This is a genomic window from Agromyces mangrovi (assembly GCF_030296695.1).
Lineage (GTDB): Bacteria > Actinomycetota > Actinomycetes > Actinomycetales > Microbacteriaceae > Agromyces > Agromyces mangrovi.
Window position 1 is genome coordinate 2,602,432 of record NZ_AP027737.1, and the last position, 15,298, is coordinate 2,617,729.

Genomic DNA, 15,298 nt, shown 5'->3' on the forward strand with positions numbered 1-15,298 from the left:
CCGCCACCGTCACGCGGGCGGTGCGCTCGGCGAGGCCGGCGAGACCGGCGCCTCCTCCGGCGCGCGCAGCTCCACGTCGTCGACGCGGGCGCGCGGCATCGCCACCGCGGCGAGCAGCGTGAGCACGGCCGCCACCATGACCGCGAGGAACACGGCGGATGCCGCCTGCTGGATCGCCTCGGGAGAGTCGCTGCCGAGCCCCGAGCGGGCGATGATGGCGTTCGCCACCGCGCCGAACACGGCCGCGCCGACGGCGCTGCCGATCGAGCGGGTGAACATGTTCGTGCCGGTCACGACCCCGCGCTCGTTCCACGGCACCGACGACTGCGCGGCGATGAGCGTCGGGGTCGCCACGAGGCCCATCCCGACGCCCACGACGAAGCACGCGATGGCCGAGAGCACGGCACTCGGCGAGGCGGCGAAGAGGTACAGCATGGCCGTGCCGACGACCGTGATCGAGAGCCCGATGAACGCGGTCGGTCGGAACCCGATGCGCAGGTAGAGCCGGCCGGACTGCGACGCGGCGATCGGCCAGCCGAGCGTGAGCGCGGCGACGGCGAGCCCGGAGACGAGCGGGGTCACGCCCGCGGAGGTCTCGAGGAAGGTCGGCACGTACGACGTGAGCCCGATGAGGGCGGCGCCCACCCCGAGCCCGATGAGCGAGGTCGTGAGGATGAGCCGGCGCTGGAAGATCCAGAGCGGCAGCACGGGCTCGGCCGCACGACGCTCGATGAACCCGAAGACGACCAGCAGCACCCCGCCGGCGCCGAACGCGACCGCGCTCTGCCACGACAGCCACGCCCAGGCCTGGCCGCCCTCGAGCAGGCCGAGGATCACGAGCGTGAGGCCCACGGTCAGCGTCGAGGCACCGGCGATGTCGAGCCGATGCCGACGCGGCTCGAGCTGCTCGTGGTAGTTGCGGAGGAGCATCCACGCGGCGATGAGGCACAGCGGGATGTTCACGAAGAAGATCCACCGCCACGACAGGTACTCCGAGAACAGGCCGCCGAGGGTCGGCCCGACGACCGACGAGATCGCCCACACGCTCGCGAGGTAGCCCTGCGCCTTCGCCCGCTCGCGCACCGTGTAGATGTCGCCCGCGATCGTCACCGAGATCGGCATCACCGCACCGGCGCCGAACCCCTGGATCGCGCGGAACACGATGAGCGAGCCCATGTCCCACGCGAACCCGCAGAGGATCGAGCCGACGAGGAACACCCCGACGCCGAACAGCATGAGGGGCTTGCGGCCGATCGTGTCGGCGAGCTTCGCGTACACCGGCGTCGAGACGGCCTGCGCGAGCAGGTAGATCGAGAAGAGCCACGGGAACTGCGAGAACCCGCCCAGGTCGTCGACCACCGAGGGCACCGCGGTCGCGAGGATCGTCGCGTCGATCGCGATGAGCCCCGTCGACAGCATCAGGGCGATGAGGATGGGACCGCGATCGGATCGGAAGCCCACGGAAACGGTCTCGGCCATGCGCCCCCTCGTAACGATGCGAACCCTTGGTGCAACGCGACGACGGCACGCGCATTCCCGATGCTACGTGGAGGCCTCCAGGTCCTCCACGCGCACGCGGGGCATCGCGATCGCCGCGCCGACGGTGAGCACCGCGGCGACGAAGGCCGCGAGGAACACGGCGCTCGACGCCTGCTGGATCGCCTCGGGCGACTCGGGCCCGCCCATCGATGCCAGCACGATCGCGTTGGCGATGGTGCCGAACACCGCCACGCCGACCGCGCTACCGATCGAGCGGGTGAAGCGGTTGGTGCCGGTGACGACCGCGCGCTCGTGCCACGGCACCGACGACTGCGCGGCGACGAGCGTCGGGGTGGTGGCGAGGCCCAGGCCGAACCCGACGAACAGGCACGAGATCGCGGTGGTGACGGGGTTGGGCCAGGCGGATGCCACGAAGAGGGCCGCCGTGCCGAACATCGCGACCGCGAGCCCGATGAAGGCGGTCGCACGGAAGCCGATGCGGGTGTAGATCTTCGCCGACTGCGACGACGCGATCGGCCAGCCGATGCTGATGCTCGCGACCGCGAGCCCGCCGATGATCGGGCTCACGCCCGTGGTGACTTCGAGGAAGGTCGGCACGTACGAGGTGAGGCCGATGAGCGCGGCGCCGACGCCCATCGAGATGAGCGACGTGGTGAGGATGAGCCGTCGCGACAGGATCGCGATCGGCAGCACCGGCTCGGCCGCGTGCCGTTCGACGAACGCGAAGACGATGAGCATGACCGCGCCGAACCCGAATGCGGTGAGCGACTGCCACGACGACCAGGCCCACGCCTGCCCGCCCTCGAGCAGGCCGAGGATCACGGCGGTGAGGCCGAGGGTGAGCGTGACGGCGCCGGCGACGTCGATGCGGTGCTGCCGCGGCTCGAGCTGCTCGTGGTAGAGCCGCACGATCATCCAGATCGCGACGATGCACAGCGGGATGTTCACGAAGAAGATCCACCGCCAGGTCGCGAACTCGGCGAACAGCCCGCCGAGCGTCGGGCCGACCACCGATGCGGCCGCCCAGACCGAGCCGAAGTACCCCGTGACCTTGGCGCGCTCGCGCACGTTGTACAGGTCGCCCGCGATGGTCACCGCCATCGGCATGACGGCGCCTGCGCCGAGCCCCTGCACCGCGCGGAACGCGATGAGCGCGCCCATGCTCCACGCCACGCCGCACAGGATCGACCCGACGAGGAACAGGCTGATGCCGACCAGCATGATCGACTTGCGTCCGATCGTGTCGGCGAGCTTGGAGTAGACCGGCACGGTCACCGCCTGCGCGAGCAGGTACGCCGAGAACAGCCACGGGAACGACGCGAACCCGCCGATGTCGGCCACGATCGTCGGCACCGCCGTGGCCAGGATGGTCGCCTCGATCGCGACGAGCCCCGTCGAGAGCATCAGGGCGATGAGCACGGGGCCGCGCTGCCCGCCGAATCCCACGGTGTCCGTCGTCGTCACTGCGCTCCTCGCTCGTCGCCCGTACCGGTCTACCACCGGCGAGGTTGCAGGGGCGTTCGGCTCAGGCTGCAGCGTGCACGAGGCGCTCGACGTACGGCGTCGCGGGTGCCCGTCGCAGGTCGTCGAGCGTGCCGCGCTGGGTCACGACTCCCTGTTCGAGCACGGCGACCTCGTCGGCGATCGCCGCGTCGGCGAGGCTGTGCGTGACCAGGATCGTCGGGCCGGCGAAGCCGCGCACGTGGTCGGCGAGCTCGCGGCGCAGGTCGGCGCGCACCTCGACGTCGAGCGCCGAGAGCGGCTCGTCGAGCAGCAGCGCATCCGGGTCCGCGGCGAGTGCGCGGGCCACGGCGACGCGCTGCTGCTGGCCACCCGAGAGGGCGAGCGGATGCCTCGCGGCGAGGCCGCCCGCCCCCACACGCTCGAGCCAGCGGTCCGCCGCCTCGCGCGACGCGCGGCGCGAGGCGCCCGCCATGCGCGACGCGAACGCCACGTTGTCGCGCACGCTGAGGTGGCCGAACAGCAGGTAGTCCTGGAACACGACCCCGACGCGCCGCGCTTCGGGGGCGAGCGCGCGCCCGGTCGAGGCATCCGCCAGCACCCGATCGCCGAGGCGCAGGCGCCCCTGCTCGAGCGGCACGAGCCCCGCGATCGCGGCGAGCGCGGTCGACTTGCCCGCGCCGTTCGGGCCGAAGAGCGCGAGCGTGCGACCCGGGGCGACGTCGAGGTCGATCGTCACGTCGAGCTCGCCGCGGCGGGCGGTGAGCGTGCCGGCGAGGCATCCGTCGCCGTTCACGCCCGCACCCCCGGAACCCAGCGGTCGCGCAGGAGCAGCAGCACCGCGACCGCGACCGCGAGCAGCACGAGCGCGATCGCGATCGCCTCGTCGGGGTCGGACTGCAGGGCGAGGTAGCTCGCGACCGGCAGCGTTCGCGTGACGCCCGGGAGGGAGCCGGCGAACGTGATGGTCGCGCCGAACTCGCCGAGCGCGCGCGTGAAGCAGAGCACCGCGCCCGCGGCGACTCCCGGCGCGACGAGGGGGAGCGTGACGTGGCGGAACACCTGCCAGCGCGAGGCGCCGAGCGTCGCGGCCGCCTGCTCGACCCGGCGGTCGGCGCCGCTCAGCGCGCCCTCGACCGCGAAGACGAGGAACGGCATCGAGACGAACACCTGCGCGATGATCACGGCGCCGGTCGTGAACGGGATGGTGACGCCCCACGTCTCTGCGAGCCACCCGCCGATGAGTCCGCGGCGACCGAGGAGCAGCAGCAGGGCGATGCCGCCGACGACCGGGGGAGCAGCAGCGGCACGGTCACCGCGGCGCGCAGCAGGCGGCGGAGCGGGGCGGGCGCGTCGGCGCTGTGGGCGAGCAGCATCGCGAGCGGGATGCCGAGGGCGAGGCACGCGACGGTCGCGATCGTTGCCGTGACGAGCGACAGGCGCAGCGCCTCGAGCACCGGGGCGCTCGTGACGAGCGCGGGCAGGTCGGCCCACGGGGCGCGCACGACGAGCGCGACGAGGGGGAGCACGAGCACCGCGAGGGCGAGGATCGCGATCACGACGAGGGAGGCCGGCATGCGGCCGCGTCGGGCGGCGGCGGTGCCGCGGGCGGGGCGGATGCCGTGGGGCCGGCCGGGTCGTGGCGGCGCGCCCGGGCCCGCCTCCGGGTCAGGGCGCTCCGAAGCCGGCATCGGCGAGCACCCCCTGCCCGGTGTCGGAGCGGACGAACGCGATGAACTCGCGCGCGACGGCGCTCTCGGTGGTGCCGACGGCGGCGATCGGGTACGCGTTGACCGCCGCATCCGTGCCCGCGGCCTCGACCTGCTCGACCGCGTCGCCCGCCGCGACCACGTCGGTGCGGTAGACGAGGCCCGCGTCGGCCTCGCCGAGCACGAGGCGCGTGAGCACGGCCTTGACGTCCTGCTCGAGGGTGTCGGGGGCCGCGACGATGCCGGCCGCGTCGAGCACGGTGACGGTCGCCGCGCCGCACGGCACCTCCGGTGCGCAGAGGGCGATCGCGAGGTCGTCGTCGGCGAGGTCGGCGAGGCCCGTGACGCCGCCGGGGTTGCCGGCGGGCACGGCCAGCGCGAGCGCGTTCGTCGCGAACACCTCCGGTTCGGTCGCGGTCGCGTCGGCGTCGACCACTCGTCGCATGGTCGCCTCGTCTGCCGCGGCGAACACGTCGGCAGGGGCGCCCTCGAGGATCTGGCTCGCGAGCGTCGCGCTGCCGCCGAACGAGAGGGCGACCTCGACGCCCGGGTGGTCCGCCTCGAACGCGGCCTCGAGCTGCTCGAAGCTCTCCGTGAGCGAGGCTGCGGCGAACACCGTGATGGTCGCCCCGGGCGGGTCGCCGGGCGTGAACGCGTCGCTCCCGGAGCATCCGCTCAGTGCGGCCAGGGCGACGACGGATGCCGCTGCGGCACCCGCACCCCGACGGTGCCGACGCGTCACGGGCGCTCCGTGCCGGGCACCTCGACGACGACGGTCGTGGCCTTGGCGCTCGCCGCGGCGAGCATGCCCGGGGCGAGGCCGAGCTCGTCGGCGGCCTCGCGCGTCATGAGCGAGACCACGCGGAACGGACCGGCCTGCAGGTCGACCTGGGCCATCACGCCGTCCTTCGTGACGGCGGTCACCAGCCCGACGAAGCGGTTGCGCGACGAGGCGCCCGCGAACGGGAACGCGTCGGCGAGGGCCGCGCCCGGGCCCGACTCGCCGAGCAGCGGCACGAGGTCGGTGCCCGCGATGACCTGCATGCCGTTCGCGGCGCGGTGCACGGGCACGCGGCCCTGGTCGGCCCAGCGGCGCACGGTGTCGTCGCTCACGCCGAGCAGCGCGGCGGCCTCGGCGATGCGGAACTCCTTCATGGCTCGCTCCGATCCGTGGATACGGTCTCTCTCGCTGATTCTAGCCGTGTGTGCGGTGCTTCGGGTCGATCGGCACCGATCCGGCACCCGGCGGGCGCGGGCTTGCGAGAATCAAAGCATGCCTCCCGTCGACCCGGCCTCCCCGCGGTACCAGCGCCAGCGCATCCTGCCCGGGGTGGGCCCCGCGGGGCAGGAGGCGCTCGCCGCCGCCCACGTCGTCGTGCTCGGCGCGGGCGGGCTCGGCAGCGCGGTCGTGCCCGTGCTCGTCGCCGCCGGCGTCGGGCGGGTGACGATCGTCGACGACGACGTGGTCGATGAGACGAACCTGCACCGGCAGATCATGCACGGCCCCGGCGACGTGGGGCGCGCGAAGGTCGAGTCGGCGGCGGACGCCGCGGAGGCGCTCAGCCCCGAGACTCTCGTGCACCCGCACGCCGCGCGCTTCAGCGAGGCGAACGCCGACGCGCTGCTCGAGGACGCGGACGTGGTGGTCGACGGCACCGACGACATCCGCACCCGGTACGTCGCCGTCGACGCGGCGGCGCGCCGCGGCGCCCCGCTCGTGTGGGGCTCGTCGGCGAAGTTCTCCGGCCAGGCCGGGGTCTCGTGGGAGGCGCGGGGCGTTGCGTACCGCGACCTGTTCCCCGAGGCGCCCGCGCCCGACGCGGTGCTGAGCTGCGACATCGACGGCATCCTGCCGAGCGTCTGCACCGTCGTCGGCGGGCTGATGGCCGGCGAGGTGCTGAAGCTCGTGACCGGCATCGGCGAGCCGATGCTCGGACGGGTCGCGACGTTCGACGCGCTCTCGGGCCGCACGCGCGAGATCGTCTACCGGCGCGCGGATGTACCGGAAAGCGAACCGAAACCCGTTGCGCGCGTGGCCGCGCCGGCACCGGCGGCACCGGCGGCACCGGCGGCACCGCCGGCCCACTCCCGCCGGGAGCACGTCGCGCACGACACCCTGAGCGCGCGCGAGCTGGCCGACGAGCTCGCCCAGGGGCATCCGCTCACCATCGTCGACGTGCGCGAGCCCTGGGAGCTCGACGTCGCCCGACTCGACGGTGCCGTGAACATCCCCCTCGGCGAGCTCGCCGCCCGCGTCGACGAGCTCGACCGCGAGGCGCGCATCGTCGCGATCTGCCACCTCGGCGTGCGCTCGCAGCACGCGCTGCACGTGCTCGACCACGCCGGCTTCGAGGACATCCGCCACCTCGACGGCGGCATCGACGCCTGGTCGGCGACCGTCGACCCCGCCCTCCCGCGCTACTGACCGCGGAGTTGGCAGAATCGTGGGCATGAGCCGCATCGGGGTCGACGAGCACGCGGGGTACGTGCGCAGCCTGCTGACCGGACTGTCCGCGAGGCCCGCCGAACGCGTGGCGCTCGCCGACGCCCTCGGTCGCGTGACCGTCTCGCCGACCGCGTCGCCGATCGCGCTGCCCCCGTTCCGCAACGCGCAGATGGACGGCTACGCGGTGCGGGCGGCCGACACGACGGATGCCCCGCTGGCGCTGCCCGTCACCGGCGAGGTCGCCGCCGCGCCCGGCGAGCCCGCCCCGCTCGAGCCCGGCAGCGCGGTGCGCATCATGACCGGCGCGCCCATGCCCGAGGGTGCCGACGCGGTCGTGCGCATCGAGGACACCGATCGCGGCACCGAGCAGGTGCGCATCGGCGCGCCCGTCGCCGCGGGCACCTACGTGCGCGAGGCCGGCTCCGACCTCGCGGAGGGGGACGACGTACTGCCCCCGGGCATCCGCCTCGCCTCGCGCCACCTGGCCGCCGCCGCGGCGAGCGGCCTCACCCACCTGCTCGTCCGCGAGCGCGTCCGCGTCGCGGTCGTCTCCACCGGGTCGGAACTCGTCGAGGCCGGCACCCGCCTCGCGCCCGGCGAGCTGCCCGACGCGAACGGCGTCGCGCTCACCGCGGCCGTGGCGGCGACCGGTGCCGCGGTCGTGCATCGCGGACGCGTGCGCGACGATGTCGATCGGTTCCGTGCCGAGCTCGACGCCGCCGTCGACGTGGGCGCCGAGCTCGTCATCACCTCGGGCGGTATCTCGCAGGGCGCCTACGAGGTCGTGCGCGAGCTGCTCGAGCCGCTCGGCGCGTGGGTCGGGTCGGTCGCGATGCAGCCCGGCGGGCCGCAGGCGGTCGGGGTGTACCGGCGCGTGCCGGTCGTCGCGTTCCCGGGCAACCCGGTGAGCGCGCAGATCTCGTTCGAGGTGTTCGTCGCGCCGGTGCTGCGGGCGATCGCGAAGCTGCCCGCTGCTCGCGAGGCCCGGCTCCCGCTCGCGGAGCCCGTCGACTCGGTCGCGGGCAAGCGCCAGTTCCGGCGCGGACGCCTGACCGCAGACGGCACGGTCGCACCGGTCGGCGGCCCCGGCTCGCACCTGGTCGCGGCCCTCGCGGCATCTGACCTGCTCTTCGTGGTGCCCGAGGACGTCACCGAACTCGCCGCCGGCGCCCTCGTGGATACGGTGGAGCTATGAGCCTCACCCACCTCGACGACGACGGTCGCGCCCGCATGGTCGACGTCGGCGCCAAGGCCGTGACGCGCCGGGTCGCCGTCGCCGAGGGCCGCCTCGACACGACCGCCGAGGTGCTCGCGCTCGTGCGCGCCGACGACCTGCCGAAGGCCGACGTGCTGCCGACCGCGCGCATCGCCGGCATCGCGGGTGCCAAGCGCACGAGCGAGCTCATCCCGCTCGCGCACATCCTGCCGCTCGAGAAGGTGTCGCTCGACTTCGAGCTGGGGGAGACGTCGATCGCGATCCGCGCGACCGTCGCCGTCACGGGCAAGACCGGCGTCGAGATGGAGGCGCTCACCGCTGTTGCGGTCGCCGGCCTCACGCTGCACGACATGATCAAGGCCGTCGACCCGGGCGCGGTGCTCGGCGGCATCCGCCTGGTCGAGAAGACCGGCGGCAAGCGCGGGCACTGGCGGGCGGATGCGGGTGAGCAGGCCGGTTCGGTCAGCGCAGCGGATGCCCCTGAGCCGGCCGAGCCTGCACAGCGAGCGGATGCCCCTGAGCCGGCGCCGCCCGCCCGGCGCACCGCCGAGGTGATCGTGTCGTCGACCCGTGCCGCGACCGGCGTCTACGCCGACGAGACCGGCCCCGTGATCGCCGCGCGCCTCGCCGCCATGGGCTTCGACGTGGCGGAGCCGACCGTGGTCGCCGACGCCGACATCACCCCCGCGATCGCCGCGGCCGTCGCGCGCGGGCCGCGGGTGCTGCTCACGACCGGCGGCACCGGCGTGCACCCGGGCGACCGCACTCCCGAGGCCACCGCGGCGGTGCTCGACCGCGAGCTGCCCGGCATCGCCGAGGCGATCCGCACCGCGGGCCGGGCGAAGACCCCGACCGCGGCCGTCAGCCGCGCCCTCGCCGGCGTCGCGGGCGGCACGATCATCGTGAACCTGCCCGGCTCGCGTGGCGGCGTCGCCGACGGGCTCGACGTGCTGGCCGACCTGCTGCCGCACGTGCTCGACCAGCTCGACGGCGGCGACCACCGCGCCGGCGGCGGGCACGGCTCGCACCACGGAGGCTCCCATGCCTGACGTGTTCGCGTTCGTCACCACCGAGCCCCTCGACCGCGCCGCGATCGAGTCCTTCGTCACCACGCGCCAGGACGGCGCGGTCGTGACGTTCGAGGGCGTCATCCGCGACCACGACCACGGCGAGTCCGTGAGCTCGCTCGAGTACCAGGCCCACCCCGACGCCGAGCGCTTCCTGCGCGAGACGTGCGCCGAGGTCGCGGCCGAGACCGGGCTGCGCGTGGCCGCGGCCCACCGGTACGGCGCGCTGGCGATCGGGGACGTGGCCCTCGTGGCATCCGTCGCCGCCCCCCACCGCGCCGAGGCCTTCGCGGCCTGCGCCGCCCTCGTCGACCGCATCAAGGAGCGCACCCCCATCTGGAAGCGCCAGCACCTCGCGGGCGGCACGACCGAGTGGGTGAACCTGTAGCGCTACCGCCCTCCGCGAGTGCCCCGTCGCTACACTCGACGCATGACCCTCCGGGTGCGTGTCGACCGCGACGCCGTCGCGGCGGTGTGTCGTGCGCGGGGTGTGCGCCGGATGCGAGTCTTCGGCTCTGCGACCGGCGACCGGTTCGATGAGGTGCACAGCGATGTCGACCTGCTCGTCGAGTTCCAGCAAGGGGTGGCTGACCCGTTCGACGCGTACTTCGGGTTGAAGGAAGACCTCGAGGAACTGTTCGGGCGACGGGTGGACCTCGTCATGGCGGACGCGATCCGCAACCCGTACTTCGAGGCAGGTGCGGTCGCGACGGCCGAGGAACTCTATGCGGCCTGAGTCGGCGGCGTTCCTCTGGGACGTGCGCAATGCGGCCGACCGGATCGCCGCGTTCATCGCAGGCATGTCGGCTGAAGAGTACTTCGGCGACGACCTCCGTCGGTCCGCGGTCGAGCGTCAATTCGAGATCACAACCTGGCACCTCAGCGCAGGCTGAAGCCCAGGGGCAGCGGGTCGCCCGGCGCCTCGGTGAAGGTGCAGGTGCCGACGGGGTGGGCGTTGCCGGTGACCTCGGGGATCACGCCGTCGGCGACCGTCTCCGCCACGCGGGCACGGAAGCGCGTGTCGACGATCGAGTCGTGGGTGAGCCACTCGCCGGCGGCGAGCTCGCCCGAGTCGGCGAGGAGGGCCACGCGCGCCGCCGTGCCCGAGCCGCACGGCGAGCGGTCGACCTCGCCGTCGGCGAAGATCGTCACGTTGCGCTGCCACGGACCGTCGTCGGCGCGGCCGAGATCGTCGTGCAGGATCGTGCCGTAGACGCCCGAGAGGCGCGCGTCGTCGAGCCGGGCGGCGGGGTGGTCGTTCAGGGCCCACTTGATCTCGCGTCCGAGGCGGATCAGCTCAGGGGCATCCGCTCGCCGCACCTGGAGGCCGAGCGCGGTTGTCGGCACGCTCGCGTAGACCGCGCCGCCGTACGCGAGGTCGACGTCGACGGTGCCCCGCGAGGTGTCGAGGCGGATGCCTCGTTGCAGCACGCGCGACGGCACGCTGCGGAACACCACGGCGGTCGTGCGCCCCGCCTCGCGCTGCACGCGCGCCTGCACGCGACCGCTCGGCACGTCGATCGAGACGACCGCCTCGCCGTCGTCGGGAGCCGGCACCCGGCCCGTCGCCACCGCCCACGCGCCGAGCGCCATCGTGCCGTGACCGCACGCGGTCGAGAAGCCGTCCTTGTGCCAGAACAGCACGCCGAAGTCGGCGCCCTCGTCGTCGGGCGGCGTCACGAATCCGCCGTACATGTCGTCGTGGCCGCGCGGCTCGAGGCAGAGGAAACGGCGCAGGCGGTCGGGCTCGCCGGTCATCGCATTCGCGCGGCGCTCGGCGACGGTCGCGCCGACGGTGTCGACCGACGTGACGATGCGGAACGGCTCGCCGGCGGTGTGCCAGTCCTCGGTGGTGATCGTGAGGGTCATGCGGGGGTGCCTCCCGTGGGTGCGCCGGCTCGCTCGGCGACCGCCGCGGCGACCACCACGTCCTGCCAGGCCATGCCGCAGGTCTTCACCACGCGAGGCCGGTCGAAGTCGACCGTCGCCTGGCCGGTCGCGAGGTCGCGGGCGGTGAGCAGGCGCGCCTCGTCCAGCGCGCCGTCGGCGATCGCGAGGATCACGTCGCCCGCCTCGGTCGCGGCGACCCGGTGCCCCTCGACCACGACGTGGCTGCGGCCGAGGAGGTCGGCGGGCAGCTCGCGGCGGTGGGGCTCGTGCGAGCCGATCGCCACGACGGTGGCGTGCGCGGGCACGTCGGCGGAGGCGAGCACCGGCCGGGCGGCGGTGGTCGCGCAGACGATGAGGTCGGCCTCGGCGACGATGCCGGGATCGGCGGGCAGCACCTCGAGGCCATCGAACGCCCAGTCGGCCGCGGCCGCGGCGGCGCGCTCGTGGGTGCGCGCGACGACGAGCACCCGTTCGATGGGCCGGATCGCGCGCATGGCCTCCACGTGCGATCGTGCCTGCGGCCCGGTGCCGAACACGGCCAGCGTCGAGGCATCCGTCGGTGTCACCAGGTCGGCGATCGCCGCCGACACCGCCGGCGTGCGCAGCGACGTGAGCGCCGCGCCGTCGACGATCGCCCGCGGCGCGAGCGTTCGCGCGTCGAACAGCAGCATGACGCCCTGGATGCGCTCGGTCGCCTCGGGCGCGCGTTCGGGGTCGGCGACGGTCAGCACCTTGCATCCGGCCACCGCACCGAGCTCGCTCGGCATGAGCAGGAACTGGCCGCCGCTGAGCGGAGCTGCGACCCGGGCCGGCTGCGCGTCGGCGTCGACCAGCGGGAGCGCCCGGGCGATCGCGTCGATCGCGCCGCGCATCGAGAGCGCCCCGCGCACCGCGTCGGCGCCGATGAACGGAGGCGAGCCCTGGTCGACCACGCTGCCAGCGTACGCGGCCGGCCGCCTCACTCCGCCAGCAGCTGCGCCCGCACCTGCGCTCGCAGCACCTTGCCGATGAGCGAGCGCGGCAGGTCGTCGAGCTCGACGACGCGGCGCGGCACCTTGTAGGCGGCGAGGCGCTCGCGGCAGTGGTCGCGCAGCCCGTCGGAGTCGAGGAAGGCGCCCTCGCGCAGCACGACCGCGGCCACCACCTCCTCGCCGCCGCGCGGGCTCGGCAGGCCGACCGCCGCCGATGCCACGACGTCGGGGTGCGTCTCGAGCGCGCCCTCGACCTCGGACGGCGAGACGTTGAAGCCGCCCGTGATGATGAGCTCCTTGATGCGGTCGACGATCGTGATGAACCCGTCGGCGTCGGCGGTGACGATGTCGCCGGTGCGCAGCCAGCCGCCCGGCAGCAGCGCCGCGGTGGTCTCGATCGGTCGCCGCCAGTACCCGCCGAACACCTGCGGCCCGCGGATCAGCAGCTCGCCCGCCTCGCCGAGTCGGCGGTCGACCGACGTGTCGTCCGGGTCGACGATGCGGATCTCGGTGCTCGGGAACGGCACACCCACCGTGCCGGGCCGCCTGGTCGGCCCCATCGGATTGCCGACCGCGAGCGGCGAGGTCTCGGTCATGCCGTAGCCCTCGACGAGGAGGCCCCCGGTGACCTCCTCCCAGCGCGAGATGGTCTCGGCGGGCAGGCTCATCGCCCCCGAGATCGCGAAGCGGACGTGCGACAGGTCGACCTCGCCACGCGACGCCGCGTCGGCGAGCCGGTCGTAGATCGGCGGTACCGCGGGCAGGAAGGTCGGGGGCTCTGCTTCGCGGCGGTCGTGACGAGCCCGACGTCGAACGTGGGGAAGAGCACGAGCTTCGCCCCGATGCTCATCGCGGTCGTGAGGCACAGCGTCATGCCGTAGGCGTGGAACAGCGGCAGCACGCCGTAGAACGTCTCGCCGCCGATCTCGAGCCCGGGCACCCAGGCGACGCCCTGCATGGCGTTCGCACGCAGCGCCCGATGCGTGAGGATCGCCCCCTTCGGCGTGCCGGTCGTGCCGCTCGTGTACTGCAGCAGCGCGGTGTCGTCGATCGCCGGGCCGGGCACGCGCCGCGAGACGCGCCGGTGGTCGAGCAACTGCTTCCAGGCGAGCGGATGCCCCTGGGGCCGCCCCGTCAGCTTGGCGCGCGCCGCCCGTGCCTTCGGGATCGGCAGGCGCAGCGCGAGGCGCGTGCGCAGCGGCATCGCCTTCGTCAGGTCGACGCTCACGACGTGCTCGACGCGCAGGTCGCTCGGGAACCCGGCGATCGTGTCGACCGTCTTGTCCCAGACGATGGCGACTCGCGCGCCGTGGTCCTCGAACTGGTGGCGCAGCTCGCGCGCGGTGTAGAGCGGGTTGTGCTCGATCACGATGGCCCCGAGCCGCAGTGCGGCGTAGAACGCGACGACGTGCTGCGGGCAGTTGGGCAGCACGATCGCCACCCGGTCGCCCGCCGTCACCCCGAGCCGGCGCAGTCCCTCGGCGGCCCGCGCGACCTGCTCGCCGAGCTCGCGGTAGGTCGTGACCGCCCCGAAGAACTCGAGCGCCGGCCGCTTCCCGTGCGCCGTCACGCTCGCCGCGAGCATCTCGGGCAGCGTCTGCGTCGGCTCCTCGATCTCGGGCCGCACGCCCTCCGCGTACGCCGACAGCCACGGCCTGGACTCGAACGGGTTGCTCGTCACATGCCCCATCCTGCCCCGTCGGCCTTCCCCGCGGCAGCATGCGCCGTCGCTAGGGTGACCGGTATGAGCAGCACCGAACCCGGCCGCACGCGCAGCCCGCACGGGCTCGTCCCGATGACGGGGCGCAACCCGAAGGACCCGCACCGCGCGGCCACGCCGCTGGAACTCCTGTACGACCTGACGCTCGTCGTCGCGTTCTCGATCGCCGGGTCCGAGCTCGCGCACAGCCTCTCGGCCGGTCACGTCTGGACGGGCATCGCGGCGTTCCTGTTCTGCATGTTCGCGATCATCTGGGCGTGGATGACGTTCGCCTGGTTCGCGTCGGCGTACGACACCGACGACTGGGGCTTCCGCATCGCGACGATGGTGCAGATGCTCGGCGTCACCATCCTGGCCCTCGGCATCGGCGACCTCTTCGCGGGCTTCGACGAGGGCGTGCTCGACAACGACGTCATCGTCACGGGCTACGTGATCATGCGGCTGTCGATGGTGAGCCTCTGGTTGCGGGCCGCGCGCAACGACCCCGAGCACCGCCGCGTGCTGCTCGGGTACGTCTGGCTCATCTCCGCGGCGCAGCTGGGCTGGATCGTGACGGCGTTCGTGCCGCTGCCGATGCCCGCGGTGCTGGTGCTCATGGGCACGCTCTACCTCGTCGAGGTCGGCGGCTCGGCGCTGCTCGAGCGGCAGGAGGGGCGCCTGCCCATCCACCCCCACCACATCGCGGAGCGCTTCGGGCTGCTCGGCATCATCACGTTCGGCGAGGTCGTGCTCGGCACCACCACGGCGGTCGGCGCGCTCACGACCGAGGTCGGCTGGACCGTCGACGCGGGCGTGCTCGCGTTCTCGGGCATCGCCATGGTGGTCGGCATGTGGTGGGTGTACTTCTCGCTGCCGCACGGCGAGATCCTCGGCAAGCGGCGCGACCTCGGCGTGCGCTGGGCCTACTCGCATCTGGCGATCTACACGACCATCGCCGCGGTCGGGGCCGGGCTGCACGCCGTCGCCTACTACCTGGAGCACCACAGCGAGCTCGACGAGGTCGCGACGACGCTGACCGTCGCGGTGCCCCTCGCCCTCTACGTGCTCGCCGTGTACGGCGCCTTCCACCTGCTCCTGCCCGGGCGCGACGCGGTGCACACCTGGTTGTTGGTCGGCACCGTGGTCACGATCGTCGCCGCGGTCCTGCTCGCGATGGCGGGCGTCTCGATCGCGTGGCCGATCCTCGTGCTCACGGTCGCCCCGTGGATCAGCGTCGTCGGCTACGAGCTGTACGGCGACCGGCACATCAGGCGCGCGCTCGACGCGCTCTGAGGGCGGGCGGATGCCTCTGGGACATCCGCCGTCCACACGGGTGACA

The 15,298-nt window shown here is 73.8% G+C and carries 14 protein-coding genes and 2 pseudogenes; 7 read left to right on the forward strand and 9 right to left on the reverse strand.

All coding sequences use genetic code 11. The annotated features are described in order from the left end of the window. Nucleotides 1-9: 9 nt before the first annotated feature. The 6 genes and pseudogenes from QUE38_RS12365 to QUE38_RS12390 form a co-directional block, all read right to left on the reverse strand. Nucleotides 10-1,479 carry an MDR family MFS transporter gene (locus QUE38_RS12365; RefSeq protein WP_286308540.1) on the reverse strand — a complete coding sequence of 490 codons (1,470 nt, stop codon included), beginning with the start codon at nucleotides 1,477-1,479 and terminating at the stop codon, nucleotides 10-12. Between the two features lie 63 nt (nucleotides 1,480-1,542). Beyond that, on the reverse strand, nucleotides 1,543-2,964 hold the full coding sequence (locus QUE38_RS12370; RefSeq protein WP_433996906.1) for an MFS transporter: 1,422 nt from the start codon (nucleotides 2,962-2,964) through the stop codon (nucleotides 1,543-1,545). A gap of 61 nt (nucleotides 2,965-3,025) precedes the next feature. Beyond that, nucleotides 3,026-3,757 (reverse strand): sulfate/molybdate ABC transporter ATP-binding protein, encoded by a 732-nt coding sequence (locus tag QUE38_RS12375; protein ID WP_286308542.1) that lies wholly within the window; start codon nucleotides 3,755-3,757, stop codon nucleotides 3,026-3,028. Next, nucleotides 3,754-4,538 (reverse strand): annotated as a pseudogene (locus QUE38_RS17855) (ABC transporter permease). Before QUE38_RS17855 ends, QUE38_RS12375 begins: the two are co-directional and overlap by 4 nt. A 91-nt stretch (nucleotides 4,539-4,629) precedes the next feature. Next, nucleotides 4,630-5,412, reverse strand: coding sequence for a molybdate ABC transporter substrate-binding protein (gene modA / locus QUE38_RS12385; RefSeq protein ID WP_286308543.1), 783 nt, complete (start codon nucleotides 5,410-5,412; stop codon nucleotides 4,630-4,632). Further along, on the reverse strand, nucleotides 5,409-5,825 hold the full coding sequence (locus QUE38_RS12390) for a TOBE domain-containing protein (RefSeq protein ID WP_286308544.1): 417 nt from the start codon (nucleotides 5,823-5,825) through the stop codon (nucleotides 5,409-5,411). The genes modA and QUE38_RS12390 overlap by 4 nt, the downstream gene beginning before the upstream one ends. Nucleotides 5,826-5,943: 118 nt before the next feature. On the opposite strand from QUE38_RS12390, the gene QUE38_RS12395 reads away from it, so the two are divergent. From QUE38_RS12395 to QUE38_RS12420, 6 genes are read left to right on the forward strand one after another with little or no spacing between them, the layout of a single operon-like run. Next, nucleotides 5,944-7,095 carry a ThiF family adenylyltransferase gene (locus tag QUE38_RS12395; RefSeq protein ID WP_286308545.1) on the forward strand — a complete coding sequence of 384 codons (1,152 nt, stop codon included), beginning with the start codon at nucleotides 5,944-5,946 and terminating at the stop codon, nucleotides 7,093-7,095. 25 nt (nucleotides 7,096-7,120) lie between these two features. Beyond that, complete coding sequence (locus tag QUE38_RS12400; RefSeq protein WP_286308547.1) at nucleotides 7,121-8,311, forward strand: molybdopterin molybdotransferase MoeA; 1,191 nt, start codon at nucleotides 7,121-7,123, stop codon at nucleotides 8,309-8,311. Then, on the forward strand, nucleotides 8,308-9,381 hold the full coding sequence (moaCB, locus tag QUE38_RS12405) for a bifunctional molybdenum cofactor biosynthesis protein MoaC/MoaB (RefSeq protein ID WP_286308548.1): 1,074 nt from the start codon (nucleotides 8,308-8,310) through the stop codon (nucleotides 9,379-9,381). Before QUE38_RS12400 ends, moaCB begins: the two co-directional genes overlap by 4 nt. Continuing rightward, nucleotides 9,374-9,787: a molybdenum cofactor biosynthesis protein MoaE gene (locus QUE38_RS12410; RefSeq protein WP_286308549.1), complete on the forward strand. Its 414-nt coding sequence runs from the start codon at nucleotides 9,374-9,376 to the stop codon at nucleotides 9,785-9,787. The genes moaCB and QUE38_RS12410 overlap by 8 nt, the downstream gene beginning before the upstream one ends. Nucleotides 9,788-9,829: 42 nt before the next feature. Next, complete coding sequence (locus QUE38_RS12415) at nucleotides 9,830-10,135, forward strand: nucleotidyltransferase family protein (RefSeq protein ID WP_286308551.1); 306 nt, start codon at nucleotides 9,830-9,832, stop codon at nucleotides 10,133-10,135. Then, nucleotides 10,125-10,292, forward strand: coding sequence for a ribonuclease HepT family protein (locus tag QUE38_RS12420; protein ID WP_286308552.1), 168 nt, complete (start codon nucleotides 10,125-10,127; stop codon nucleotides 10,290-10,292). The genes QUE38_RS12415 and QUE38_RS12420 overlap by 11 nt, the downstream gene beginning before the upstream one ends. Here QUE38_RS12420 and QUE38_RS12425 read toward each other — a convergent pair. From QUE38_RS12425 to QUE38_RS12435, 3 genes and pseudogenes are all read right to left on the reverse strand, one after another. Then, nucleotides 10,279-11,268, reverse strand: a complete 990-nt coding sequence (locus tag QUE38_RS12425; protein ID WP_286308554.1) for a proline racemase family protein — start codon at nucleotides 11,266-11,268, stop codon at nucleotides 10,279-10,281. The genes QUE38_RS12420 and QUE38_RS12425 overlap by 14 nt on opposite strands. Continuing rightward, the gene (locus tag QUE38_RS12430) at nucleotides 11,265-12,221 is read right to left on the reverse strand and encodes an ornithine cyclodeaminase family protein (protein WP_286308555.1); all 957 of its coding nucleotides are present in this window, start codon (nucleotides 12,219-12,221) and stop codon (nucleotides 11,265-11,267) included. Before QUE38_RS12430 ends, QUE38_RS12425 begins: the two co-directional genes overlap by 4 nt. A gap of 26 nt (nucleotides 12,222-12,247) precedes the next feature. After that, nucleotides 12,248-13,950: pseudogene (locus QUE38_RS12435) on the reverse strand (long-chain-fatty-acid--CoA ligase). A gap of 54 nt (nucleotides 13,951-14,004) precedes the next feature. Here QUE38_RS12435 and QUE38_RS12440 point away from each other — a divergent pair. Further along, complete coding sequence (locus QUE38_RS12440; protein ID WP_286308557.1) at nucleotides 14,005-15,252, forward strand: low temperature requirement protein A; 1,248 nt, start codon at nucleotides 14,005-14,007, stop codon at nucleotides 15,250-15,252. Nucleotides 15,253-15,298: the final 46 nt, after the last annotated feature.